The 21,699-nt window shown below is 65.7% G+C and carries 26 protein-coding genes, 3 tRNA genes and 1 riboswitch; of the genes, 16 read left to right on the top strand and 13 right to left on the bottom strand.

Annotated features, from left to right (window positions below; genetic code table 11):
• Positions 1-62: 62 nt before the first annotated feature.
• Complete coding sequence (locus tag K5L94_RS08440; protein WP_080376007.1) at positions 63-272, bottom strand: helix-turn-helix domain-containing protein; 210 nt, start codon at positions 270-272, stop codon at positions 63-65.
• 111 nt (positions 273-383) lie between these two features.
• Here K5L94_RS08440 and K5L94_RS08435 point away from each other — a divergent pair, with 111 nt between their 5' ends.
• Both K5L94_RS08435 and crcB read left to right on the top strand, forming a co-directional pair.
• A complete protein-coding gene (locus K5L94_RS08435) occupies positions 384-785 on the top strand; it encodes an XRE family transcriptional regulator (RefSeq protein ID WP_040008084.1) in 402 nt (133 codons plus the stop codon).
• Between the two features lie 22 nt (positions 786-807).
• Positions 808-870, top strand: a riboswitch (Fluoride riboswitch).
• A gap of 82 nt (positions 871-952) precedes the next feature.
• Complete coding sequence (crcB, locus tag K5L94_RS08430; protein WP_006430497.1) at positions 953-1,345, top strand: fluoride efflux transporter CrcB; 393 nt, start codon at positions 953-955, stop codon at positions 1,343-1,345.
• 3 nt (positions 1,346-1,348) lie between these two features.
• On the opposite strand, the gene K5L94_RS08425 is transcribed toward crcB, so the two are convergent.
• On the bottom strand, positions 1,349-2,182 hold the full coding sequence (locus K5L94_RS08425) for an AraC family transcriptional regulator (protein ID WP_053449324.1): 834 nt from the start codon (positions 2,180-2,182) through the stop codon (positions 1,349-1,351).
• Positions 2,183-2,403: 221 nt separating this feature from the next.
• Between K5L94_RS08425 and K5L94_RS08420 the strand changes: the two genes are divergently transcribed.
• Positions 2,404-3,480: an alpha/beta hydrolase family protein gene (locus K5L94_RS08420; protein ID WP_274512408.1), complete on the top strand. Its 1,077-nt coding sequence runs from the start codon at positions 2,404-2,406 to the stop codon at positions 3,478-3,480.
• 148 nt (positions 3,481-3,628) lie between these two features.
• Complete coding sequence (locus tag K5L94_RS08415) at positions 3,629-4,393, top strand: thioesterase family protein (RefSeq protein WP_164240761.1); 765 nt, start codon at positions 3,629-3,631, stop codon at positions 4,391-4,393.
• Between the two features lie 15 nt (positions 4,394-4,408).
• Here the strand turns inward: K5L94_RS08415 and K5L94_RS08410 are convergent, their stop codons facing one another.
• Both K5L94_RS08410 and K5L94_RS08405 read right to left on the bottom strand, forming a co-directional pair.
• Positions 4,409-4,678: a hypothetical protein gene (locus tag K5L94_RS08410; RefSeq protein WP_008267735.1), complete on the bottom strand. Its 270-nt coding sequence runs from the start codon at positions 4,676-4,678 to the stop codon at positions 4,409-4,411.
• A 125-nt stretch (positions 4,679-4,803) separates the two neighbouring features.
• Positions 4,804-5,508, bottom strand: coding sequence for an ArsR/SmtB family transcription factor (locus K5L94_RS08405; protein ID WP_180878740.1), 705 nt, complete (start codon positions 5,506-5,508; stop codon positions 4,804-4,806).
• A gap of 105 nt (positions 5,509-5,613) precedes the next feature.
• Between K5L94_RS08405 and K5L94_RS08400 the strand changes: the two genes are divergently transcribed.
• The gene (locus K5L94_RS08400; RefSeq protein WP_274512407.1) at positions 5,614-6,255 is read left to right on the top strand and encodes a flavin reductase family protein; all 642 of its coding nucleotides are present in this window, start codon (positions 5,614-5,616) and stop codon (positions 6,253-6,255) included.
• Positions 6,256-6,263: 8 nt separating this feature from the next.
• On the opposite strand, the gene K5L94_RS08395 is transcribed toward K5L94_RS08400, so the two are convergent.
• From K5L94_RS08395 to K5L94_RS08375, 5 genes are all read right to left on the bottom strand, one after another.
• Complete coding sequence (locus K5L94_RS08395; RefSeq protein WP_053449320.1) at positions 6,264-6,809, bottom strand: DUF4124 domain-containing protein; 546 nt, start codon at positions 6,807-6,809, stop codon at positions 6,264-6,266.
• A gap of 110 nt (positions 6,810-6,919) precedes the next feature.
• Positions 6,920-7,417, bottom strand: coding sequence for a GNAT family N-acetyltransferase (locus tag K5L94_RS08390; protein WP_274512406.1), 498 nt, complete (start codon positions 7,415-7,417; stop codon positions 6,920-6,922).
• A gap of 141 nt (positions 7,418-7,558) precedes the next feature.
• Positions 7,559-7,632, bottom strand: a tRNA-Cys gene (locus tag K5L94_RS08385).
• A 67-nt stretch (positions 7,633-7,699) separates the two neighbouring features.
• Positions 7,700-7,775: transfer RNA gene (locus K5L94_RS08380), tRNA-Gly, on the bottom strand.
• 142 nt (positions 7,776-7,917) lie between these two features.
• Positions 7,918-7,993: transfer RNA gene (locus K5L94_RS08375), tRNA-Gly, on the bottom strand.
• Positions 7,994-8,121: 128 nt separating this feature from the next.
• Between K5L94_RS08375 and K5L94_RS08370 the strand changes: the two genes are divergently transcribed.
• The gene (locus tag K5L94_RS08370; RefSeq protein WP_053512095.1) at positions 8,122-8,523 is read left to right on the top strand and encodes a hypothetical protein; all 402 of its coding nucleotides are present in this window, start codon (positions 8,122-8,124) and stop codon (positions 8,521-8,523) included.
• Positions 8,516-8,965: a hypothetical protein gene (locus K5L94_RS08365; protein ID WP_180878742.1), complete on the top strand. Its 450-nt coding sequence runs from the start codon at positions 8,516-8,518 to the stop codon at positions 8,963-8,965. Before K5L94_RS08370 ends, K5L94_RS08365 begins: the two co-directional genes overlap by 8 nt.
• 2 nt (positions 8,966-8,967) lie before the next feature.
• Here the strand turns inward: K5L94_RS08365 and K5L94_RS08360 are convergent, their stop codons facing one another.
• The 4 genes from K5L94_RS08360 to K5L94_RS08345 are packed head-to-tail and all read right to left on the bottom strand — an operon-like array spanning position 8,968 to position 13,217.
• Positions 8,968-9,882: an HlyD family secretion protein gene (locus tag K5L94_RS08360; protein ID WP_274512405.1), complete on the bottom strand. Its 915-nt coding sequence runs from the start codon at positions 9,880-9,882 to the stop codon at positions 8,968-8,970.
• Positions 9,879-10,607 (bottom strand): ABC transporter ATP-binding protein, encoded by a 729-nt coding sequence (locus K5L94_RS08355; protein ID WP_053449314.1) that lies wholly within the window; start codon positions 10,605-10,607, stop codon positions 9,879-9,881. Before K5L94_RS08355 ends, K5L94_RS08360 begins: the two co-directional genes overlap by 4 nt.
• Positions 10,608-10,617: 10 nt before the next feature.
• The gene (locus tag K5L94_RS08350; RefSeq protein WP_053512099.1) at positions 10,618-11,757 is read right to left on the bottom strand and encodes an ABC transporter permease; all 1,140 of its coding nucleotides are present in this window, start codon (positions 11,755-11,757) and stop codon (positions 10,618-10,620) included.
• Positions 11,754-13,217, bottom strand: a complete 1,464-nt coding sequence (locus K5L94_RS08345; RefSeq protein ID WP_274512404.1) for an efflux transporter outer membrane subunit — start codon at positions 13,215-13,217, stop codon at positions 11,754-11,756. Before K5L94_RS08345 ends, K5L94_RS08350 begins: the two co-directional genes overlap by 4 nt.
• Positions 13,218-14,378: 1,161 nt before the next feature.
• On the opposite strand from K5L94_RS08345, the gene K5L94_RS08340 reads away from it, so the two are divergent.
• From K5L94_RS08340 to K5L94_RS08300, 9 genes are all read left to right on the top strand, one after another.
• Positions 14,379-15,131, top strand: a complete 753-nt coding sequence (locus tag K5L94_RS08340; RefSeq protein WP_028690967.1) for a hypothetical protein — start codon at positions 14,379-14,381, stop codon at positions 15,129-15,131.
• Between the two features lie 118 nt (positions 15,132-15,249).
• Positions 15,250-15,462 carry an AlpA family transcriptional regulator gene (locus K5L94_RS08335; protein ID WP_009459729.1) on the top strand — a complete coding sequence of 71 codons (213 nt, stop codon included), beginning with the start codon at positions 15,250-15,252 and terminating at the stop codon, positions 15,460-15,462.
• Between the two features lie 42 nt (positions 15,463-15,504).
• Positions 15,505-16,380, top strand: a complete 876-nt coding sequence (locus tag K5L94_RS08330; protein ID WP_028690966.1) for a ParA family protein — start codon at positions 15,505-15,507, stop codon at positions 16,378-16,380.
• Positions 16,364-16,612 (top strand): hypothetical protein, encoded by a 249-nt coding sequence (locus K5L94_RS08325; RefSeq protein ID WP_019726333.1) that lies wholly within the window; start codon positions 16,364-16,366, stop codon positions 16,610-16,612. The genes K5L94_RS08330 and K5L94_RS08325 overlap by 17 nt, the downstream gene beginning before the upstream one ends.
• On the top strand, positions 16,605-18,263 hold the full coding sequence (locus tag K5L94_RS08320; protein ID WP_028690965.1) for a ParB family protein: 1,659 nt from the start codon (positions 16,605-16,607) through the stop codon (positions 18,261-18,263). Before K5L94_RS08325 ends, K5L94_RS08320 begins: the two co-directional genes overlap by 8 nt.
• Before the next feature lie 15 nt (positions 18,264-18,278).
• Positions 18,279-18,839, top strand: a complete 561-nt coding sequence (locus K5L94_RS08315) for a DUF2857 domain-containing protein (RefSeq protein WP_023093474.1) — start codon at positions 18,279-18,281, stop codon at positions 18,837-18,839.
• Positions 18,840-18,842: 3 nt separating this feature from the next.
• Positions 18,843-20,075: an STY4528 family pathogenicity island replication protein gene (locus K5L94_RS08310; RefSeq protein WP_028690964.1), complete on the top strand. Its 1,233-nt coding sequence runs from the start codon at positions 18,843-18,845 to the stop codon at positions 20,073-20,075.
• A 318-nt stretch (positions 20,076-20,393) separates the two neighbouring features.
• Entirely contained in the window at positions 20,394-21,173 is a 780-nt protein-coding gene (locus K5L94_RS08305; protein ID WP_028690963.1) for a PFL_4669 family integrating conjugative element protein, read from the top strand.
• Positions 21,170-21,697, top strand: coding sequence for a DUF3158 family protein (locus tag K5L94_RS08300; protein ID WP_028690962.1), 528 nt, complete (start codon positions 21,170-21,172; stop codon positions 21,695-21,697). The genes K5L94_RS08305 and K5L94_RS08300 overlap by 4 nt, the downstream gene beginning before the upstream one ends.
• The last annotated feature ends 2 nt before the right edge of the window (positions 21,698-21,699 follow it).

Raw genomic sequence — 21,699 nt, 5'->3', positions numbered from 1 at the left:
TTTGCTAAGTCTACTTAGCAAATGGTGCTTAGCGTGCTAGATGCGACAAAAGACGGCGCAGATCAGATGGATTCGCTGCCTGGCGCGTCGGTTGCAGGGAACAGATGCGGGTAGCGCTGACGTAGGATGTACTGCCGCAGGGCAGGAATCGGAAGGTCCTTAGGCCATTGCGACACTGCGGATCGGCTTATGCCAAAGAAGCGGGCCAGTTCGGCATCGGTCCTCAGTCCCAGCCGGGTACGCACCTGCCGTTTGCTCCAGAATTCGGTCACGGTCGGTTCTTCTGTTAACCAGACTTATTCTCGCGGCAAGGATTCTTGGCATTCCACGCGTTAAGCTGGCTTGCATAGATGAATACTCTCGGCCAACGACTCGCCGCCGCCATGAAGAAAGCCGGGCACCCTCGCCCGGCCGATCTGGCCCGCGCCGCCAAATCCACAACGGCAACCATCAGCAACTGGCTCAATGACCATGTGAGCGCCTCTCATGTGAAGGCCGCACAGCTGTTCCGCATCGCCGATGCGGCCAAGCTGGACGCGCGCGAACTGCTGTACGGGGTGACCGGGCGCGGCGTAGGCGAACCCGGCAATGCCTACATCCCCAGCCAGGCCCATCTGGATGTCTGGCAGGACGCCTACGAGCTGGTCAGCCACCTGGTGGCCGAGAACGGGCTGGAGATCGACCACCGCCGCCATGCCGCGCTGGACCTGCTCGCGTTCGAGCTGCTGATGGATGGCTTCAGCCGCAGCAAGGTCGCCCGCGTACTGACGACCTCGATGACGTAAACGCACTGCCGCTGGTAGCATGGCCCGCGATGGGGATGGAGCTCCCCGATAACCGCCTGGAAGGGCTGATGGCTCCTGCCAAGACGAACCCGGTGTTCGTCGACGGCAGGCCGTGCCTGCCCTCGGCGTTCGCCATCGGACCTGCGAACCCGCACTCGAGGCACGCGATGCAAGCATTGAACAATTACTTTCTGGTCTTCATCGGAGGCGGCCTCGGTGCCTGCCTGCGCCATGCCTGCAACCTGATCGGCGCACGCGTCGCGGTCGGCAGCCCGTGGCCCTGGTCGACCTTCCTGATCAACATCAGCGGCGCGCTGCTGATGGGCGTGGTGGTCGAGGCCTTCGCCCTGCGCAATGGCGCCTCGCCGCAGCTGCGGCTGCTGCTGGCCACCGGCATTCTCGGCGGCTACACCACGTTCTCGACCTATGCGCTGGAGATCGGCCTGCTGCTGCAGCGCGGCCAGCATGGGCTGGCAGCATTGTATGCCGGGGGTTCGGTGGCACTGGGCCTGGCCGGCCTGTTCGGCGGCATGAAGCTGGCCCGGCTGGTGCTGGGCTGACGATCAGGCCGCGCTGGCGCGCGCCTGCACACGCCATTCCCGTGGCGACTGCCCGGTGTGTGCCTTGAACGCGCGCGACAGGGCGGCCTCGCTGCCGTAACCGACGTCATCGGCAATCCGCTTCAAGGGACGGCCCTGGCGCAGTGCCTGCTGGGCCAACCCCACCCGCCAGCCCTGCAGGTAGTGGCCCGGCGTCGTACCCATCGCCTCGCGGAAACTGGCCGCAAACACGCTGCGCGACATGCCCGCCACATCGGCCAGGTCTTCCAGCGTCCACGCCTGTGCGGGCGCTGCGTGCATCGCCACCAGCGCCAAGCGCAGGCGTGGATGACCGAGCCCGGCGAACAGGCCACCGCGCATCTCGCCGCCTTCCATCAGCTGGCGCAGTACCTGGATCATCACTACCTCGAACAGGCGGTTGACCATTGCCGCCCGCCCGCAGCGCTGCTCGAAGGCCTCTTCGAACAGCAGCTCCAGCGCGGCATGGCCGCCGTACAGGTCGGCCAGCGGCAGGCAGATGAAATCGGGCAGCGCAGCGCTGATTGGATTGAGCCGGCCGCCTTCGAAATGCAGGTTGGCGCAGGCCATGTCGGCGCCAAGCTGCGGGTCGGTAATGAACCGGTGGGGCATCGGCCGGGGGTACAGCAACAGGCTGGGGGCCTCGACCTGCACCGTCTGCTGGCCATGGCTGACCTGCAGCGGTCCCCGCCGCACCAGGTGCAGCTGGCCGGCCTCATCCTCGCCTTCCAGGGTATTGATGCCGCACAACGCGCCGGCATGGAACACCGAGGCGGTGACCGCGAAGCGTTCGAGCAGGATGGCGAGACGATCAACCATGACGGGACTCCAGATCAAGCGGCACTGCTTCAATACGACGGATCGTATCGGATTCACCACGTCATTGGGCGAACCGGCCGGCGGCCCTACCTGGAAGTGCCGCGAAGGCTGCATGGCCGTGACGACCGCGCGACCGACCGGCACTTCCCTGCGGCAATGCAGCGCGCGCAACATTCCCGGGGCATCTATGCTCGGCGCCATTCCCGGATGGAACAACCACGATGCGTTGCTTGCTTCGTTGCGCCTTCGCTCTCGGCCTGCTGCTGCCGTCGACATCGTTGCTGGCCGCACCAGCGACTGCACCACGCGCGCTCAGTGGCGAACTGCAGGGAGCGCCGTGGCGCCTGGACGTGCCGGCCAGCTGGAACGGCGACCTGGTGATGCTGGCGCATGGCTATGAGCCGGTGGGCGTGCCGCGCACCACCCCGATGGCCGCCAACGACAGCACCGCAACACTGCTGGCCGCCGGTTACGCCGTCGCGCAGAGCGCGTATTCCAGCCAGGGCTGGGCAGTGGCCAATGCGATCACCGACATGGAGCGCCTGCGCCAGCACGCGCTGGACGAACTCAAGCGCGTGCGCCACACCTGGCTGCTCGGGTTCTCGATGGGCGGCGCGGTGGCCATCGCCAGCCTCGAGCGATATCCGCAGCACTACGCCGGGGGCGCCTCGCTGTGCGGCGCCAACCTCAGTGGTGAGCAGATCGCCGCCGACCTGCTGACCACATTGGTCGCGTTCGATTACTTCTTCCCCGAAGCAGAAGGCCTGCCAGCTGCTGGGCTCGCCTCGACGGAAGCGGCCGTGCTGCCACAGGCAACCCTGTATCAAGGCATTGCCAATGCGCTGCAGCGGAACCCGGAACATGCCGCCGTGCTGGCCAGGCAGTTGCAGGTCTCTACGGATGCGCTGGCCGGTACGATCAGCCTGCACGCACTGGTCCTGCACGAACTGGCCACGCGCAGTGGCGGCATGCCGGTGGGCAACAGGGGCGTGGTCTACCGCGGCTTCGGTGACGATACGGCGTTCAATGCCGGTGTGCAGCGTGTCGATGCCGTGCCTGCCGCGCAGGCCGATGTCCGCGCGACGCTGGCACTGAGCGGCGCCTTGAAGCGACCGCTGGTGATCCAGTTCAACCACAACGATCCCACCATCGTGCCGCGCATGCAGGCGGTGTATCCGCAGCTGGCCGCGCGCGCCGGCGCACGGCCCTTGCCACGGGTGTTGCCTGCGGCGGGCGAAGGGCATTGCGGCTTCTCTGAAGCCGACGTGGTCGAGGCGTTGAAGGCTGCACAGCGGTGAAAACAACGCGTGTCGCGGTGCGTCAAGGCCGCGCTGGAAAGACTGCTCCTGCGGGGGCCGGCTCCGCCCGCTGCGGTGCCGAACGCTTACGATGCAGAGACCGGTGGAGTTCCTGCCGCCGCCCTTCCCTGCTGAAGCAACGCACCCGATGGCCTTCTTCAAACGACTGAGCGAAACCCGCTACCTGCCGACCGAACATACCGGCGGCGCCTGGAACATCCGCGAGCAGCACATCGCGCCGGCGATCGGCCTGCTCGCCCACCACCTGGAGCGTGATGCCGCGGCGCGGGGCCATGGCTTCCTGATCGCGCGCCTGTCCTACGACATCCTCGGCACCATTCCGATCGAAGCGATGGAGGCCGACGTACAGGTGCTGCGAAGCGGCCGCACCATCGAACTGGTCGAGGCCACGCTGCGGCATGACGATCGCCCGGCTCTGCGCGCGCGCGCCTGGTTGATGCGCCCGAATGACACCGAGGCCATCGCCGGCACGCCGATTCCAGGCATAACTCCACCGGAGTCGATGCCGGCATGGGACCCGGGCACGGTCTGGCCCGGTGGCTTCATCCAGAGCATCGAGATCCGTCGCCACGATCAGGGGCCCGGCCGCGCAACCTACTGGGCGCGCGCAACGCAGCCGCTGCTGGATAGCGAGACGGTCAGCCCATTGGCCCGCGCCGCGACGCTGTTCGACCTGTCCAACGGCATGGCGGTACGTGCCGATCCGAAGGAGGTGGCCTTCCCGAACCTGGATCTCACCGCTCACCTGTTCGGCGTGCCCGAAGGCGAGTGGCTGGGCTTCGACACGTCGGTGTCGTTCGGCCGCCAGGGCATCGGCCTGACCAGCACCGTGCTGCATGATGCACGCGGCCCGATCGGAACACTCGGCCAGGCGCTGACGGTGCGCCCGTAAATGCAATGGGCGGCGTCAGCCGCCCAGCGTACCCATGGTGAAGGTGTAGCCCGAACTCATCAGGAACTCGCGCATGCGCATTTCCGCGCGGCGCGGCGAGGCCAGATTGGCCGGTGCGTACAGCGCGTAGACCACGCCCGCACCTTCGATGGCCTCGCGACGCACCCCGCAGTGCCGGGTCTCCGAAGCGATCACCCACCCATCCTTCAACCGGTCGGGCCCGATCGACTGGCCGTTCATCAGCCGGAACGTCAGCCAGCGTACTTCCGCAGCGGATTTGCTCATCGCCGGCATTCCGGCTGCGTATTGCGGTCCATCATGTTCTTGCTCGCCATTGCAGCTCCCTAAGACTTGGAACCTGACCATAGCGCCTCCCCATGTCGCGGTCGGATGAGACTGGCTGGTACAGCTCAGGTTGCCAGGCCGAACCGCTTCCACAGCGCCTCGCGCCCCGTCGGTGTCAGCCGAAGTTCGCGCCGACCTTCAACGCGCCGCAGCCAGTCATTCTTCACGAAGCTGTCCAGCATCGCCTCACCGACCAGGCCGGCCAGATGCGGGCGCCGCTCCGTGCAATCCAGGCAGCCCCGGCAATAGCGTGCGGGCTTGCCGGTCGCGGGGCGCTGCAACACCTCGGCCAGCGGCTGGCCGAGTTGCGCCAGGAATACGGCGCCCTCTGCACTCACCCCCCAATGGTCCTCGAACGCAAGCAGGTGCCCGGCCTGCAGCAGGCGTTCGGTAATGGCCACGGCATGTACACCGGCCAGGTGCCGGTAGCACGAGCGTGCCTTGCGCAACGCCGGCATGCTGCGCGACGCAGCAGCGGTGCAGGATGGCGTGCGGTCGGCAACCCGCAGGATACCTTCCAGCATGTCCGCGACCTCGGTGGACGCCAGCCGATGGTAGCGATGGCGGCCCTGCGGGATGGCGACCAGCAGATCGCCTTCGATCAGGCGACGCAGATGCGTGCTCGCCGTCTGCGGCGTCACCCCGGCCACACGTGCCAGTTCCATCGCGGTGTAGGCGCGGCCATCCATCAGCTGCAGCAGCATCGCGGCGCGCGCCTGGTCACCGACCAGGGCGCCGACACTGACAAGGGAACCGGAGGTGTGGACCATGCCGGCATTGTGGCATGCAAGGCCCGGCTGACAGTTCGATGCAGGCCGAAGCATTGCCGGCCCACCTCGGCGCACAGTCATCGCCCCGCTCTTCCGAGAACCGCAGTGACGAATCCTTCGATCCCGCGCCGGCGCATCACCCCTTCGGTCCTGTACCCGGGCACGCCGGTACTGCTGATGACCACGCTCAATCCAGACGGCAGCAGCAACATCAGCCCGCTCTCTTCGTTCTGGGCACTGGGCAACCGGGTCGTGCTGGGGCTCGGCACGCAGGGCCAGGGCTATCGCAACCTGCAGTTGCGCAACGAGTGCGTGTTGAACTTCCCGTGCCACACCCAGGCCGCGCAGGTGGAAGCCATCGCACGCGCGACCGGGCGCGACCCTGTGCCCGATGCCAAGCAGGCGATGGGCTATGTGCATATCCGCGACAAGTTCGCGCTGGGCGGATTCAGCGCCGTGCCGTCCGCTCAGGTGGCACCTGCGACCATTGCCGAATGCCCGCTGCAGGTGGAAGTCACCGTAATGGCAATGCACGCACCCAGTGAGGACGATGGCCAGCACTTCGTGATTGCCGAGGGGCGGATCCGCTGCGTGCATGCCCATGAGGACATCACCCAGGCCGGCACGCAGCATATTGACGTGGCACGCTGGAAACCGCTGATCTATCTGTTCCGGCACTACCTGGGCGTCGGCGAACCCGTCGCGCGCAACTTCCGGGCGCAGACGCCGGAGCGGGCTCCGGCGTAGCGGGCGGATCAGCGCGTGGTCGCGGGCGTGTTGCTGAACGTGTCGCGCACCGAGCGCTCCCGCTCGCGGCGAGTCGCAGCGCACTGCTCGCGTGCGTTCGACATCTGGGTGTCCGCGGCAACCCGCTCCGCACTCATCGACTGCTGCAGGCTGGCGATCTGTGCACGAATGCCTGAATCCTGGGTGGCACCAGCGAGGTTGGTGCCGGCCGTAGCCAGTTGCCGGTTCAGTTCAGCGATCTGGCGGCCCACCTGTTGGCTGCGTGACTCCAACGGGCCGTAGATGCGGGAGCGCTCGCCCTGCACGCAGTTGCGCTCGGCGATACCGGCGTCCGCCAGCGCGGTGTTCTGGTACACGGCGGCGCGGTTCGACGCCTCCCCCGCAGATTCGGTCGAGGGACGGGTGGACCGCAGCTTCATCGGCTCAGCACCGGCCGCGCACGGATTCTGGCTGTACACCGTTTCCCCGGATGCGCCCTTGCATTTGTAGACCTGGGCCGACGCCAGCGGCGCGCTACCCGCCATCAGGGCTACCGCAAGCAGAATTCCCTTCATCCCTCACCTCTCCCTGGTTCGCAATGGATCACCAACGCACGATACGGCGGATCGGGGATGCCTGCACGTGCCGCCGGGCTGTCCTGGCATTTCGCAGGCCCCCTCGGCCGTCAGGCCAGTGCAATCCAGTACGACACCATGTCCACGTAGCGGCCATCGCGCTTCACCGCGCGCGGCTCGGTGCCGGATTCGATGAATCCCAGCGACGCGTACAGTGCGCGCGCGGCAGCGTTGTCTGCCAGCACCGTGAGGGTGAGCGACTCGATGTCCTCCGCGCGTGCGGCGGCAAATGCCCCAAGGAACAGCTGCCGGGCGATTCCGTGCCCACGATGCCCTGCGCTCACGTGGACGCTGTGAATTTCCGCCGTGTGCCGCCGTGACAAACGTACGGGCCGCACATAGCGCAGGAAGCCAACCAGCTGTGCCTGGTCAAAGGCGCCGAAGTAACGGGTATGGGCGTCATCGAGTTGAGTCCGCATCACCTGTGCGGTCTCACCGCTGGCCTCGGCCAGCGTGGAAAGGAACGCAGCGGGTGATTCACGCAGCGCCTGCAGGCGGGCCGCCCACAGCGTGTCCGCGTCGTCGTGTTGCAGTGGCCGGATCAACATCCCTGGTTCCTGCAGGCGTTCATGCGCAGTGGTCAGCCTAGCAGTCCAGTCCCAGCGACGTACATGAAGTTTGGCAGGGCCACGCCGCAGGTGCGCTACGCAGAAATAAAAAAGCCCTGACCGGAGTCAGGGCTTTTCAATTGGAGGCCTCAAGCGGAATCGAACCGCTGTAAACGGATTTGCAATCCGGTGCATAGCCACTCTGCCATGAGGCCAACGTACTGCGCGCCAGGAACGAAGCCCCTGACAAGACAAAACCCCAAGATGGGGCCTGTCGGAATATGGAGCGGGAAACGAGACTCGAACTCGCGACCTCAACCTTGGCAAGGTTGCGCTCTACCAACTGAGCTATTCCCGCGTAAGCCGACATGGTACCGGAAATCCGGGACACACACCAGCGATTTCACTTTTCTGACTGCGCGCAAAGCCTTGTGGCCCAACGTGCCCCGCCTTGCCGTGGCGGCAGAAAAACAAGGCCCCTACCGGGGCCCTGTAGAATCTGGAGCGGGAAACGAGACTCGAACTCGCGACCTCAACCTTGGCAAGGTTGCGCTCTACCAACTGAGCTATTCCCGCAGATTCTTCGACCTGCGTCGAAGGAGCGCTATTGTGTCCAAATTCCTTCACGTCGTCAACAGTCTTCACACGATGCGGTCACGGGCGTCCGCGCTGGGGTACGCTGCCCCGCCCAGTTGCTTTCGGCCATGTTCCTTCGCGGCAAGCCCCTGTTGATCGCCCTGCTGCTGCACCTGCTGGTGGCGCTGCTGTACTGGGCGCTGATTCCGCTGGGGATGAATACCTATCGCGACCATTTCGGATTCACCTCCCATCGCGACATCGGCCTGGGCATCGCCCAGTTCCACCTGTTCTGGATGTTCCTTGCCGCCCAGCCATTGATCGCAGCCCTGCGGCCACTGTTCGCGAAGCTGCTGGTACTGGCGATCCCGCTGGCGTTCGCGACCTGGACGCTGATGCACAACCACCCGCTGCGCCTATTGTACTTCACCATCGGGCCCGGCCTGCTGGCGCTGGGCGCCATCGCGGTGAGCCTACGTTATTCGTCGCTCGGAACCTCACGCCCCACCACGGACATCGCCGATGCCTAGACGCTACGTCCGCCTGTTCTGGCTGCTGGTCTCGCTCACCTGGCTGGCGCTGATCGCCGCGCTGGTCAATGCCGGCTTCACCCCTGACTACTGGCTGCTGCATCGCCTCGAAGGCGTCGAGCCGCGCTACCCCACCAGCAGCGTCATCGTGTTCGCGCTGCTCGGAACGGTGGAGCTGGTGGTGACCGCACTCATCGTGCGGCCCTGGAAACTGAAGCGGCTGTGGCTGCGCCTGCTGATCGCCTTCGCCCTGCTGCTGGCGTGGTCGGTACCGTGGATGCTGTCGGCCATGCACCAGCCACCCGTGCACGGCATGCATCTGCTGTGGTTGCTGCTGCTCGACGTGGGACTGCTGCTGGCACTGTGCGGGGTATCAGCAGTGAGTGCCTGGCGGGCGCTCAGGCACCGCGCGGGAGACGGCCCGGCCCCGCTGCAACGCTAGGGTTACTTCCGGAACTCCACCCGCACATGCTGGCCGAAGCGCGCCTTGGCCGCGCCGTCGAACTCCAGCACGCACTCCACCACCTTGGCCACACCGCGCCCCGCGTCTTCGGGCAGGCGTGCCTGCGCGAACACCGGGCTGATGCGCACCACGTGTGCGGACGGCAGCGTACTGGTGTTCTCGGCACCGTCACTGTCCGGCACCACGGTGGCCTTCATGCCCACCTGCACGGCATCGGCATAGGCGGCGCTGAGTTCGGCGCGCACCTGCAGCGGACGCGCCGGCAGCAGCGAGATCGCGGGCTTGCCAGCCTGCACGAAGGCGCCCAGCCCCGGCACCTGTCCGACCACGGTGCCGGCTTCGGGCGCGCTCAGCGACATCTGCTGCAGTTTCAGTCTGGCGTGTTCCAGCTTGTGCTGGGCCATGTCGACCTGCGCGCCGGCCACGTCGACGTCGGCACGCACGCCGGCCAGCTGCTGCTTGGCCGCGTCGGCCTGCTGGTTGGACGACACGCCTTCGCTGGCGCCGGTGGACAGGCGGGTGGCGTTGCGCTCCAGTTCGCGCAGCTGCGCCTGGCTGCCCTTCAGACGGTCATTGGCCAGGGCGAGATCGGCGGTGGCCATCGCCACCTCCTGCTGCAGCAGGGCACCATCCAGCGACAGCAGCAACTGTCCCTTCTTCACCGTGGCGCCCTCCTTCACCGGTGCGGCGGTGATCGAGCCATCCACCGGCGGCGCCAACGCGATCAGGCCACCCTCGACGTCGATGATGCCGCGTGCCACCGCGACCTTGCCGGCGGTGGCCGTGCTTGCCTTAGCTGCAGGTGCCTGGGCGGGCGCGTCTTTGGAACAGGCGCCAAGCAGCAATGCCGCGGACAGGGCCAGGCTGAGGGGAAGCAGGTGCGACGTCTTGGTCATGGGGCGGACTCTACAGTTTCGTTCTGGCGGCGGTCATCACGGACCATGCCGTCTTCCATGGCGATCACCCGATCGGCATGCCGGATCAGGCGCGGATCGTGGCTCACGCACAGCACGGTGGCGCCATGCGCACGTGCGTAGCGATGCAGAATGTCGATCACGCGCTGGCCGTTCTCGGCGTCCAGCGCGCTGGTGGGTTCATCGGCGAAGATCAGCGTCGGTGATTTGGCGAAGGCGCGGGCGACGGCAACGCGCTGCTTCTCGCCGCCGGACAGCTGCGCCGGGCGCATATGGCTGCGGTGGCTGAGGCCGACTTCTTCCAGCGCCCTGCGGGCCAGCGGCTCGCTTTCGCGATTGCTCATGCCACGGTAGCCCAGCGGCAGCTGCACCTGCTCAAGCGCGGTCAGCGCCGGGAACAGGTTGAAGCCCTGGAACACAAAGCCGACATGGTGCAGGCGGAAACGCTCCACCTCGCTGCGGCTCATGTGACCCACATCCTGGCCCAGCGCATGCACGCGGCCACCATCGGGTGAAGACAGGCCGGACAGCAGCGACAACAGCGTGCTCTTGCCGCAGCCGGACGGGCCCGACACCAGGGTCAGCTCGCCGGGGTAGATGTCCAGCGACAGACCGCGCAGCACCGGTACCTGCACATCGCCGGACATGAAGCCCTTTTCCAGTGCGTCGGCCTGCAGGGTCGGGGCGACGGCGGGTGTGGAAGTCATCGACCGGTCCTCAACGCAGCAGCAACGATGGATCGGAGCGGACCACGCTGCGGACCGCCATGATGCTGGACAGCATGGCCATCACCGCGACCAGCGCCACGCAACCGATGATGACCATCGGCGTCAGCTGCACCGGCACGCGCTGGGTCTGCGCGATCAACAGCACGACGGTGCTGAACGCCGCCGCCAGCAACATGCCGACCCCACCGATCAGCAGCGCCTGCTCGAACACCACCCGCGCCAGCGCGTAGCGGCCGGCGCCAAGCGCATTGAGCGTGGCGTATTCGCGCACCGAGCCAGCCACCACCGAAGCAAACGACTGGTTGGTGATCACCGCGCCGACGAAGCAGACGATGACCGCCATGAACAACACCGCGATGCCGGCGCCGGTATCGAACAGCCAGTACTGCTGCGAGCGGCTGGCAAACTCGGGCGCCGTCCAGAACTCGACCGGCGTGGCCTGGCCCATCGACGCGGCCAGACGATCGCGCACGCGGTCGGCCAGCTCCGGCGAACGCAGGCCCGCCACGAAATAGGTACTGCCTTCATGCGGGTCGGTACCGGCAATGGCACGCGCGGTATCCAGCGACGCCAGCACGTTGACGCCGCCAAGGCCGCGCAGCCCCGGCTGTGCGGCAACCACGCGCACCGCCTTGCCGTTGATCCAGGCACGGTTGTCCTGCAGGTCCACGCCCAGCGTATCCAGATCGGCACTGTCGACGATCACCGCGCCCGGCTCGCGCAGCTGCGCGCGCAGGTCGGCCGGCAAGATGCGCGCGAACATCATCGCGTCATCCTGGGTGGAGATACCGGACAGGTAGACCGACACGTTACCGGTACCCTGCGCGCTGGAGCGCCATTCGCCATCGACCCATTCGTAGGGTTCGACGCGGGTGACATCCGGGTCCATGCGCAGGTGGCTTTCCACATCCGCGCTGATTGCATGGCCGTAGTTGACGCTCTGGGTGCCCGGGAAACCGGCCCATATGTCGGCGGAGGATGCCTTCACATAGATCGCGGCGGTACCGAAGATGCCCAGCACCAGCGCCGCCTGCACGATCAGCAGCACGCCGGCGAAGCACATCGCCAGCACCACCGGCAGGAACCGGCGCCACTCATAGGCCAGGGTTTTCCTCGCCAGCGCGATCATTGCGGTTCGCCCTCGCCCTCGACGGGCAGCGGCGCGCCGCCAAGTGCGCGATACAGGGAGGCGAATGCCAGCACGCGCGCGCCCTGTGCACCGATCAGATCGGCCTGCGAAGACAACGCAGCGCGCTGGGTGTCGAGGCCATCGAATTCGCTGGACAGGCCCAACTGCACCTGCCGCGCTTGGCGCTTGACCTGCTGGCCGGCGGCATCATTGGCCGCACGCAGCGACTGGATGCTGCTGTCCTGGCGTGCCAGGCTGCCCAGTGCGCCTTCCACTTCGCTCACCCCTTCCAGCACCGCCTTGCGGTAGCCGAGCAGCGCGGCATCCAGCTGTTTCTCATCGGCATGGAACCGCGCGCGGCGCTGGCCCCAATCCCACAGCGGAATATCGATGTACGGGCCGATGGAGGGACTGGAATCGGAATTGGAGCGGGCGTTCTGGGTGAGGTTGTAGGCGTACAGGATCGAACCGCCGAGGCTGACCCGCGGATACATCGCGGCACGCGCGGAACCCTTGCTTGCCGCAGCCTGCATCACTTCCGATTCGGCCAGCAGGATCTGCGGACGGTGACGCAGCAGGTCGGCCGGCACCTGCTGCAGCGAGAATGCGCCCAGCTTCGGCGGCGTGCGATACGCACGCCAGGCCGGGTCCGGGCCATCGCGGCCCAGCAGCAGGGCCAATGCACGGGCGGCATTGTCCGCATTCTCGCTGGCCTGCGCCGTGGCCGCGCGGGTGGCTGCCTGGCGAGCCCGCAGCCGATCAAGTTCGCCCGGCTCATCCAGGCGCAGGCGCTGGCGAACCAGCGCCAACTGCTCGCCGCGATCATCCACCGCCTGCTGCCGGGCCAGCAGGTCCTGCTGGGCCTGCGCCACGGTCAGATCCAGGTAGCTGCGCACCACGTCGGCGATCACCGCAACCTGCGCAGCACTGCGCAGCGCCTCGGCATTGCCGGCCGAAGCCTGCGCGCTCAACTGCGCACTCTCGGCGGCACCGAACAGGCCCAGGTCCCAGATCGCTTCAATGCCCGCATGGAAATAGGTATCGACGGCGGCGGCGTCCTGCACCTGCTTGGCGCTGGCCGAGATCTCCGGCAGGAAGCGTGAGTCCGACGTGCCGGCGACGATCCGCACCGCCTGCAGGCGCAGCGTGGCCTGCTGCAGGTCGAGGTTGCCGGCAATGGCCTGGTCCACCAGGCCATCCAGCGCCGGGTCGGCCAGCACCTTCCACCATTGCCTGGCGTCCACCGCCACGCCCTGCCCCTGTGGCAGCTGGGTCCAGGCGCTGGGCGTGCCGCCGGGCAGGTCCGGCACCGGCACCGACATGCAACCTGCCAGGGCCAGGCTGGCCAGCAGTGCGCCGGGGCGCAGCACCGCCTGCAGGGAAGATCCGCGCCCGGTCCTGGGCACTGCCACTGGAGTGATACGCCTGACCACCAGCCCGCCAACGTGTAGAAGGAGCATGAAGGCTACCGTGCGATTGTGGAGCGAACATGGAGAATTGGTCCGAAAAACGTCACAACACGCGTGCGGTTCAGGCAACGCTGATGCTGGCCTTTCGCCAGCCTTTCAGCGCGCGCGACGCGCAGAACGCTGGTGCACATTCCAAGCCATTGAGCCTTGCCGGAGCCCATCCCGCGGCTCACGCGTCCGGCCGTCCCCACGACCGATGCGACCCGCCATTCCGATTGCGACACTGATGTCGGAATCTCCCCACAGGCGCACTGATACCACGCCTTCCATGAAGATGCCGTGGCGCGGCTGTGGCGACTGCAGCAGCCAGCATCGCGACAAACGAAAAAACGCCCCCTTGCGGGAGCGTTTCTACTGAATCTGGAGCGGGAAACGAGACGTGTACTAGGACAGTAAGTCGTTGTTTCCCAATCACTTTCTTCGTTGGGCTGGCCAGCGAAGACCTCAATTGTAGCCTTGTTTTTCGTCCTCGGCAACAAATTCGTCCAAAGAGTTCCACAGACGTCCAAAGAGCTGCACTCAGCACACCAGACCCACGATCGGTACATCGTCGTAGGCAACTCCCTCGAACTCATCATCCACGCCCGGCCGTCTGCCCCGCATCCATCACCGCGAAGACGATCAGGCAGATGGTTCTGGTGATGGCACAGCTCGGATGCCACCTAGGAACGCCTGCACCACAACTCACAGGCGACCTTCTGGTCAAGCTCCTTTGAAAGAACGCGCATGCTGGCCACCGCGTTTCCGCACACGATTCTTTGTCGATATATCAGGATGACGGGGCAAGCATGACAGGCGCCGGTTTGCTGCGTCCGACTGGACATTCGAGGACGATTGCGGCCCCCTCACGCTTCCTGAGACCGCTGGCATATCAGGTCATACCTAGACGGTTTTGCAGAAACCGTAACTTCTCACGACCCTGATAGCGTGAGCGTCGCTGTCGAGCCTACGTCCCGATGCTCGACCTTCTGATCGATGATTTTTGCACATCGAACACACGACGACTACCAGTTGCGCGAACTGGTGAGAAGTATTCAAACCACATGACGAAGCGGCCTTCGGGACCCACTTCCTACACAAGCGACAGGCCGACCATGAGGTCGGCGACAAAGGAGTCGGTCATGTAGTTCTTCTCCTGGAAGGAGACGGAGCATGCACGAGAACAAGAATGATGCACCAACATCAAAGGTGTTCTATCGCCCGATCGAAGCGTCCATCCGCTGGGCCGGGCTGCTGCGATACGAGCAGGTGATCCTGGCTTCGATTTCGTCGCCAAGGCGCCTGCCGCAGTCGTTGGACTGTCCACGTTGTGACGAGCTGCGGCTTTGCACCGAACGCATCTTCGACGGCATCCTCAATGGAGAACTGCCCTTCGGACGGAACGGCATCACGACGCGCGATTCCGCGCTGATCGACTCCCCTGATCTGACGGTGCGCCACGTCGATCTGAAGCGCTGGATGCGCCAGCACTATCCCGAGCAACGACCGTGCTTCCTTTTCTCCCGGAGCGAGCGCATCGCCCATCCCTTCATCTCGGTGGAAACTGGGCAGGCGATGCTAGTCGAGCGCCTGGCCCTGAAGTCCACCTTGGACCAGTACAAACGCCAACTGCATGAGCTGCAGGAAAAGCACGGAGCGCTTCTCAAGCAGATGGCGCCCTCTGCTGGCGCACAGTGCCTGATCAGTGATCGCGCCGAAGCCACCTACCTGAACATCATCGGCAGCATGCTGGACCTGATGCTCGGCCAGTCGCCTTCCGGCGTTCCGTACTCCAGCTTCAAGACGCAGGAGGCGGTGGTCAGCGCGTTGGTCGCCCATCACAGCGGCGCAATGGGGATCGCGGAGCGGACGCTAAACGGCAAGTTCGCCACGGCCAGACGCCGGCTGCGTAGCGCAACAGTCTGAGGTTTTCCATCTTGTATGTGCAATCGCGGAGATTGCATTTGCAATGTCTTTTCCCATCCATGTCTATTGAATGGAGGTCACGCCAACAAACGCCACTGAGCGTTCAGGAGTGACCGCCATGTCGCAAACACCTGCACTGCCCGCAAGCGAGCGCCGCATCCTGCGGCTTGATGAAGTCGAAACCAAGTCGGGTTTCAAACGCGCCCACATCTACAACCTGATGCGCAAAGGCCTGTTCCCGAAGGCGCTGCGCCTGGGCGTGCGCGCGGTCGGTTGGGACTCCATCGAGATCGATCAGTGGATCGCCGAGCGCGTCAACAACCGGGCCTGACCCGTTCTCCAGCGGACTTCCCATCCTCACACGGAGAACGCCATGCAGGTCGTATCCATCATTTCAACCAAAGGTGGCGTCGGCAAGACCACCACGGCCGCGAACCTCGGCGGGCTTGCCGCGGACGCGGGGCTGCGTGTACTGCTGCTCGACCTCGACGTGCAGCCCACCTTGTCCTCGTACTACGAGCTAGGCCACCGCGCACCTGGTGGCATCTACGAGTTGCTGGCCTTCAACGAGCGCGACCTCGGGCTGCTTGTGTCCCGCACGAACATCGAGGGCCTGGACTTGGTGCTCTCCAACGACCACCGAGGCGAGCTGAACACTTTGCTGCTGCACACGCCGGATGGGCGCCTACGGTTGCGCCATCTCTTGCCGGTCCTGGCGCCTCTCTATGACCTGGTGCTGATCGACACCCAAGGTGCGCGCTCGGTGCTGCTGGAGATGGCGGTGCTCGCCTCCAACCTCGCGCTGTCGCCCGTGACCCCGGAAATTCTCGCGGCGCGCGAGCTGCGGCGCGGCACCATGCAGTTGCTCGAAGACATTGCGCCCTACCGGCACCTGGGCATCGAGCCTCCACCTCTGCATCTGCTCATCAATCGCGTCCACCCTGTGTCAGCCAATGCACGGCTGATCCAGCAGGCCCTGCGCGATCTTTTCCAGGACCACGCCGGCATCCGCGTGCTGGCCACCGACGTGCCGGCCATCGAGGCGTATCCGCGTGCAGCTACGCGCGGATTGCCAGTGCATCGGGTCGAATACCGCCAGCCGCCGGGCAGAGTCGCCCTCGCCGCGCTCGACACCATGCGCGGCCTCGCAGACGAACTATTTCCGCAATGGCGGCACCGATTTGCCATGGTGTCCGGCCGTCCGCCACACCCTCTTGATGCCGGGAGGTCCCATGGCGAACGCACATGAGCTAGCCCGAGGCCACAAGCGGCTTCGCGCCCTGATCGAGTTCGCGGTTGGCGAAGGTTGGCACGTCAAACGCACGCCTGGCGGCCACCTCAAGTTCACCAAGCCTGGCTGCGCCGCGATCTACACCAGCTCGACGGCAAGCGACCACCGGGCGACCCTGAATGCCCGTGCGCAAATCCGCCGCGCCGAGCGCGAGGCCCGATACCAAGCGCAGGGAGGCGGCCATGGCTGAGATCACCTCCCAGCAGATGGCTGGCAAGCTGCTCGCGGCCGGGTTCGAGCGCAGCGGCCCGTCAGCCTCGACCTTGAGCGACCCGATCGCCGACACCCCCATGGTCGTGACCCTAGATCAGTTGCGCCCCTACGACCACGATCCCAGGAAAAAACGCAACCCGGCCTACGAGGAAATCAAGGCGTCCATCCGCGAGCGCGGTCTGGACGCAGCGCCGGCCATCACTCGCCGACCAGGTGAGTCCCACTACATCATCCGCAACGGTGGAAATACTCGGCTGGCGATCCTGCGCGAACTATGGTCAGAGACCAAGGACGAGCGGTTTTTCCGTGTATCGTGCCTGTTCCGGCCGTGGCCCAGCCGCGGCGAAGTCGTCATGTTGACCGGCCACTTGGCCGAGAACGAATTGCGCGGGGGCCTCACGTTCATCGAGCGCGCCCTCGGCGTCGAGAAGGCGCGCGAGTTCTACGAGCAAGAAAGCGGCACCACCTTGAGCCAGTCCGAGCTGGCCCGCCGCCTCGCCGCCGATGGCTTCCCGGTACAACAGTCGCACATCAGCCGCATGAACGACGCGGTGCAGTATCTCCTGCCCGCGATCCCCACCGTGCTCTATGGCGGTCTCGGTCGCCATCAGGTCGAACGCCTGTCGGTCATGCGCAAAGCCTGCATGCTCGCGTGGGAGCGCTACGCCAAGGGTCGCCCACTGGTTCAGGACTTCGACGAATTTTTCCAGGAAGTGCTGTCGCAATTCGACGTCCAGGCCGACGAGTTCTCCGCGCAGCGTGTACAGGACGAGCTGATCGGCCAGATGGCCGAGATGCTGGGTGTCGATTACGACGTGCTCGCCCTGGACATGACCGAATCCGAGAGCCGGCAGCGCGCCTTGGTCAGCGACCCAACGCCGCCATCGACGCCGCCTGCGTTGCCGGAGCCGGGAACCATCGCGCGCCCACCTGCCAACACTGCGCCACCCATCGCAGGGGCTGCATCCGCAGCGCCGCCTGCAGGCCGACCTGCGGCAACGCCTTCGACGCGCGAGAGCGACACGGATGCCAGCCAGGCAAGTCCGGCCAACCCTGCGGTGGGTGGCGATCTGCTTCGGGAGCACATCGTCTCGCCGGCACCGACGACCGAACGGCTCCAGTCCATTCAGCGCATGGTCGCCGACCAGTTGGGTGATGCGCTGCCGCTCGACTTCTCGGCGAGTGTCTTGCAGTCCATCCCTGTGCAGGCTGGCGGGCTCTATCCGATCTCCGATGTCTGGTACATCGATCCCGGCGTGGACACAGCCGAGCGCCTGCGCATCCACATCGCACAGTTCGCCCGCGAAATCGCGGGCGAGGCAGACCTGGACGAGTGCATTGATGACCGTGCAGAGGGTATCGGTTTCGTCTGCCGGGCCCGCACCCAAAGCTCGGCACCGCTGGGCCGTGCCGTCCTCGCGCTGTTAGCGTGCCTGGCCGGTCAGCGGCCCGCCGACGTCGGCCTGCACGACGGGCAAATCGTCATCGAACTGCCGGCGCTGCTGCACGGCCAGGGTGATGCGGCCCAGCGATTGAGCGATACCTCGCTGGTCAAGCTGTTCCGGCTGCTGCGGCTGGCCCGGCGCCTGCTCGACCTTGAAGCCGGCGCTGAAGGCGTTGGAATGTGAGCGAGGGAGGCCAGCATGTCCGCACCACACCCACTCAACCAGGCCGTCATCGCCCAGGCCCTCTATGACCTGCGCAATGGGCAACTGCGCCGGTGCAAACTGATGGGGTTTGGCGAGGAAGAACTGGACGCCCTCAAGCATCCCGCGCTGATCAGCGTGCTCGCCAACGCTAACGTCTCCTGGTGCTCGGTGACGGTCAACCGCGAAGTGCTCCGGCGACTGCTCAAGCAGGCGCAGGACGTGGAGAAGGAAATCGCCACGGTCGATCGCATGCTCAGGCTGGGCGCGAGCACCGAGATGGTCAGTCGGTTCTATGGCCTGACCCACCAGGAGGTGGCGCTTCGCCGCGAAATCCTCGGCCTGCCGAAGCGCAAGGGCCGCCACCCCGTGCTGGACGAGAAACAGGACACGGAGCTGTGGCGGCAATGGAAGGCCGTGACCGGCAGCAGGAATGTCGATCTCGAAGACGAAACCTCCATCCTCGACGCTACCATGGACTTGGCCGAAGGCATGTCGCTGCCTCTGTCGGTGGTCTGGGCCTCGATCAAGAGCTGGGTCGATCAGGGATTGGGTTGAGCCATGGCCGTGGACGACACCGCACCACGCCGTGGCCCCGTCGCACTCGCGGATCTGTTCGATGCTGCCCTGAAAGACCTCGCGCCCAAGCCCAGCCCCAGTGCGCCAGCACCCGTGCCTACGCCGACGCCCGCCACGTCAGGCGATGCCTTCCTCTTCAGCGGCAACCGGCACGAGACCGTGCCGCGGCGGCTGTTCCTCGACCGTCGCCTGACGCCGCTGGAGCGCAACGCCTGGCAGGTGTTCCGGCTGATGCTCAACGACGACGGCATGACAGCCTTCCCGACGTATGAGCAGCTTCGACCCTGGCTGGCGTCGATGCCCTGCGCCGGGCAGGCCTCGCATGAAACCGTGGCCCGAGCGTTGACGCTGTTGCGCCTCACCCGATGGTTGAGCCTGGTACGGCGACGGCGTGACCCCAAGACCGGCCGCATCCTCGGCAACCTCTACGTTCTGCACGATGAACCACTGACGCCCTTCGAGGCCATGCAGCTCGACGCCGACTACCTGGCACTGGTCAGCCAGTCCCTCGGCCATTCGGCCAAGGCTGTCCAGATGGTCGGTCTGAACACCCTCAAGGAGATCGCGGAAGATCCGATGCTCTCCGGACGCACACTGCCGTCGCGGCTACAGGTCCTGGCCGAACGCCTCGCCAGCCAAGGCATCACGGCCGCCGAAAGTTATCCACAGGAGGATGCCGCCCACGATTCCGAAGAAGGAGCATCGAGCCTTCTTCGGAATGCGGACGACCCGTCTTCGGAATCCGAAGCAGGGGCGAAACCCGCGCCAGACGCCTCTCTTCGGAATCCGAAGCAGGCCCGTACAGTACGTAGTAGTCGTATTAATGAAGTACGTACTACCGCGCAGGCGCGCGCGCTGGGCGATCTGCAATGGCCCAAGCGCTTCACGGAACTGAAGGCAGAGCAGCAGACAGGTGCCAGGGTGGCATTGCAGCAGGTCGATGCCGCGCTGAGACAGGCCGTGCTGGACGACTGGGCCGCACGATGCAGCAGTCATGGCATCCGCAATCCTGCGGGGTATCTGTTCGGCATCATCCAGCGCGCCATCCATGGCGAGTTCAATGCCTGGGCCAAGAAAGACGCGCCATCGGCACCCGTCCCGCCAAACGAGCGGCCACCAGCAGCACCGCCACCTCAGCCGCAGGGTAAGCCAGTGCCGCCGGAAGTCGCCAAGCAGCACATCGAGCGGCTACGCAATCTGCTCGCCAGCAAGTGAGCCGGCATGCAAGTCGGTGAAAGTAGATGCCCATGGCCGCCAATAGAGCTATCCCCTGGGGATAGTTCCGCTGCTGGGCACAACGCCAAGTTGTCGCAGGCCTGGGATCGACCATCTGCCGCAGCATCGGTGTTGCCTACCCTGATCCCGGCGTGCAGCGTTCGTTGACGCTCCATGGAGCTATCCCCTGGGGATAGCTCGCGCCGCATGCAACCGCCGCGCCCTAAACCGGGGCCCGCCGGGATTCGGATTCTTGACTGACTGCCTTCCGCTTCCTGCCGAAGCTGGCCGCTCCTTTTCCAACAACGAGCGGACACCATGGCAACCAATGAACCTCTGCAACTGAATCTCGGCTCCCTGCGCAGCGCGATGTCGCTGACCCTGCACACCCATCACGCTTCCCGCATCTGGCACGGCCGCGCCGCCGCCGAGGGGCGACCGGGCATCGTCGGCCTGAACGGCTACATCGCCCAGATGAACAAGATGCGGCGGGGCTCGGAGCAGGACGACCCGTACTCGGACTGGTGGATGCTGCGCATCGAGGACAAGCTCGACCAAACCAAGGTCACGCTGCAATCGCTGCGCGAGCAGGTGGACCAGGCGCTGGCGAGCGTGCCACCGGCGCTCAGCCTGGGCGAAAACCTCAACGTGCAGCCGGTCAAGCTCCCGCTCTTCGTCAACGCGCAGCTCGGCTTTGCCGCGGTCTATCTCCTGGCCGACTACGACGACATCGCCCGCAAGCTGATCCTCGCCCACCACACCGCGCTCATCGACCGCAGCACCTTGGAACGCTGGCTCAACGAGGGCGCGCACGCGCTGCGCAGCCTGTTCTCGCTGGCCCAGCAGTATCGCTACTCGGGCTGCACCCGCGACGATTTCGCGGCGAAGAACGCCGCTGCGCGAGTCGCGCTGGAGAAGTACGGCGAACTGCCGCAGGAGGTGCTGGAGGGGACACGCCGCTCGAAGTTTGCGCCACCCGTCGTGCGCCGTGGCCTGCAACAGCGCGGCGACGGTCCTGCCACAGCGCCTCCGCCCAGCGACGAAGCCGCCACCGCAGAGCCGCCCGAAGCGTCAGCCGGCGAGGACGAGCCCGCATGAACGATCTGAACCAACCGACCCGCTACTTCCGGGGCCTGCAACAGGGTGCCTTCATGCGGCTGGAACACGCGGCCTCTCTAAAAGGCCTTTTAAAGCCTTTTAAGGGTAAAGGGGACTTCGAGGCCTGGGCCAGCCAGTGCTTCGCCATGCGCGACGAGTTGATTGCCCTGGCACAGCGACAGGTGCTGGAGCAAGCATGCGGGCACCCCTTCCACCTTCTGCCCATCGAACTGGCCCAACAGACCACTGGCGCAGGAACCGTCTTCTTGCGCTGGCGCAGGCACGACAGGTCGGCCATGGGCGTGGCGCTGTGGCGGGAGCTGATCGCCAGCAGCAGCACACCCGTCAACCTGCTGGCCGACCTGCACGCGATCGAGCTGCAGCGCATCACGTTGAACATGCAGATCAGCCTGCTGCACACCTTGGGCAGGCAGGCGCAGGAATGCGCCAGCAAGGCCGCCGAGGCGGACGACGCCTACCTGCACCGGCTCACGTCCGTTCCTGCCGCAATGCGCGATCGGTGATT

The organism is Stenotrophomonas forensis (genome assembly GCF_028752115.1).
GTDB classification, from domain to species: Bacteria; Pseudomonadota; Gammaproteobacteria; order Xanthomonadales; family Xanthomonadaceae; genus Stenotrophomonas; species Stenotrophomonas forensis.
The sequence above is the reverse complement of the archived record's forward strand: the minus strand, read 5'-3'. Positions and strand labels throughout refer to the sequence as shown.

Coding starts and splice junctions, on each gene's coding strand:
- K5L94_RS08330 (WP_028690966.1), top strand. CDS start 15,505: ATGCAGGTCGTATCCATCATTTCAACCAAAGGTGGCGTCGGCAAGACC.
- K5L94_RS08310 (WP_028690964.1), top strand. CDS start 18,843: ATGGCCGTGGACGACACCGCACCACGCCGTGGCCCCGTCGCACTCGCG.
- crcB (WP_006430497.1), top strand. CDS start 953: ATGCAAGCATTGAACAATTACTTTCTGGTCTTCATCGGAGGCGGCCTC.
- K5L94_RS08420 (WP_274512408.1), top strand. CDS start 2,404: ATGCGTTGCTTGCTTCGTTGCGCCTTCGCTCTCGGCCTGCTGCTGCCG.
- K5L94_RS08435 (WP_040008084.1), top strand. CDS start 384: ATGAAGAAAGCCGGGCACCCTCGCCCGGCCGATCTGGCCCGCGCCGCC.
- K5L94_RS08365 (WP_180878742.1), top strand. CDS start 8,516: ATGCCTAGACGCTACGTCCGCCTGTTCTGGCTGCTGGTCTCGCTCACC.
- K5L94_RS08370 (WP_053512095.1), top strand. CDS start 8,122: ATGTTCCTTCGCGGCAAGCCCCTGTTGATCGCCCTGCTGCTGCACCTG.
- K5L94_RS08325 (WP_019726333.1), top strand. CDS start 16,364: ATGGCGAACGCACATGAGCTAGCCCGAGGCCACAAGCGGCTTCGCGCC.
- K5L94_RS08315 (WP_023093474.1), top strand. CDS start 18,279: ATGTCCGCACCACACCCACTCAACCAGGCCGTCATCGCCCAGGCCCTC.
- K5L94_RS08345 (WP_274512404.1), bottom strand. CDS start 13,217: ATGCTCCTTCTACACGTTGGCGGGCTGGTGGTCAGGCGTATCACTCCA.
- K5L94_RS08390 (WP_274512406.1), bottom strand. CDS start 7,417: ATGTTGATCCGGCCACTGCAACACGACGACGCGGACACGCTGTGGGCG.
- K5L94_RS08350 (WP_053512099.1), bottom strand. CDS start 11,757: ATGATCGCGCTGGCGAGGAAAACCCTGGCCTATGAGTGGCGCCGGTTC.
- K5L94_RS08425 (WP_053449324.1), bottom strand. CDS start 2,182: ATGGTTGATCGTCTCGCCATCCTGCTCGAACGCTTCGCGGTCACCGCC.
- K5L94_RS08410 (WP_008267735.1), bottom strand. CDS start 4,678: ATGAGCAAATCCGCTGCGGAAGTACGCTGGCTGACGTTCCGGCTGATG.
- K5L94_RS08415 (WP_164240761.1), top strand. CDS start 3,629: ATGGCCTTCTTCAAACGACTGAGCGAAACCCGCTACCTGCCGACCGAA.
- K5L94_RS08405 (WP_180878740.1), bottom strand. CDS start 5,508: ATGGTCCACACCTCCGGTTCCCTTGTCAGTGTCGGCGCCCTGGTCGGT.
- K5L94_RS08340 (WP_028690967.1), top strand. CDS start 14,379: ATGCACGAGAACAAGAATGATGCACCAACATCAAAGGTGTTCTATCGC.
- K5L94_RS08360 (WP_274512405.1), bottom strand. CDS start 9,882: ATGACCAAGACGTCGCACCTGCTTCCCCTCAGCCTGGCCCTGTCCGCG.
- K5L94_RS08320 (WP_028690965.1), top strand. CDS start 16,605: ATGGCTGAGATCACCTCCCAGCAGATGGCTGGCAAGCTGCTCGCGGCC.
- K5L94_RS08355 (WP_053449314.1), bottom strand. CDS start 10,607: ATGACTTCCACACCCGCCGTCGCCCCGACCCTGCAGGCCGACGCACTG.
- K5L94_RS08300 (WP_028690962.1), top strand. CDS start 21,170: ATGAACGATCTGAACCAACCGACCCGCTACTTCCGGGGCCTGCAACAG.
- K5L94_RS08305 (WP_028690963.1), top strand. CDS start 20,394: ATGGCAACCAATGAACCTCTGCAACTGAATCTCGGCTCCCTGCGCAGC.
- K5L94_RS08395 (WP_053449320.1), bottom strand. CDS start 6,809: ATGAAGGGAATTCTGCTTGCGGTAGCCCTGATGGCGGGTAGCGCGCCG.
- K5L94_RS08335 (WP_009459729.1), top strand. CDS start 15,250: ATGTCGCAAACACCTGCACTGCCCGCAAGCGAGCGCCGCATCCTGCGG.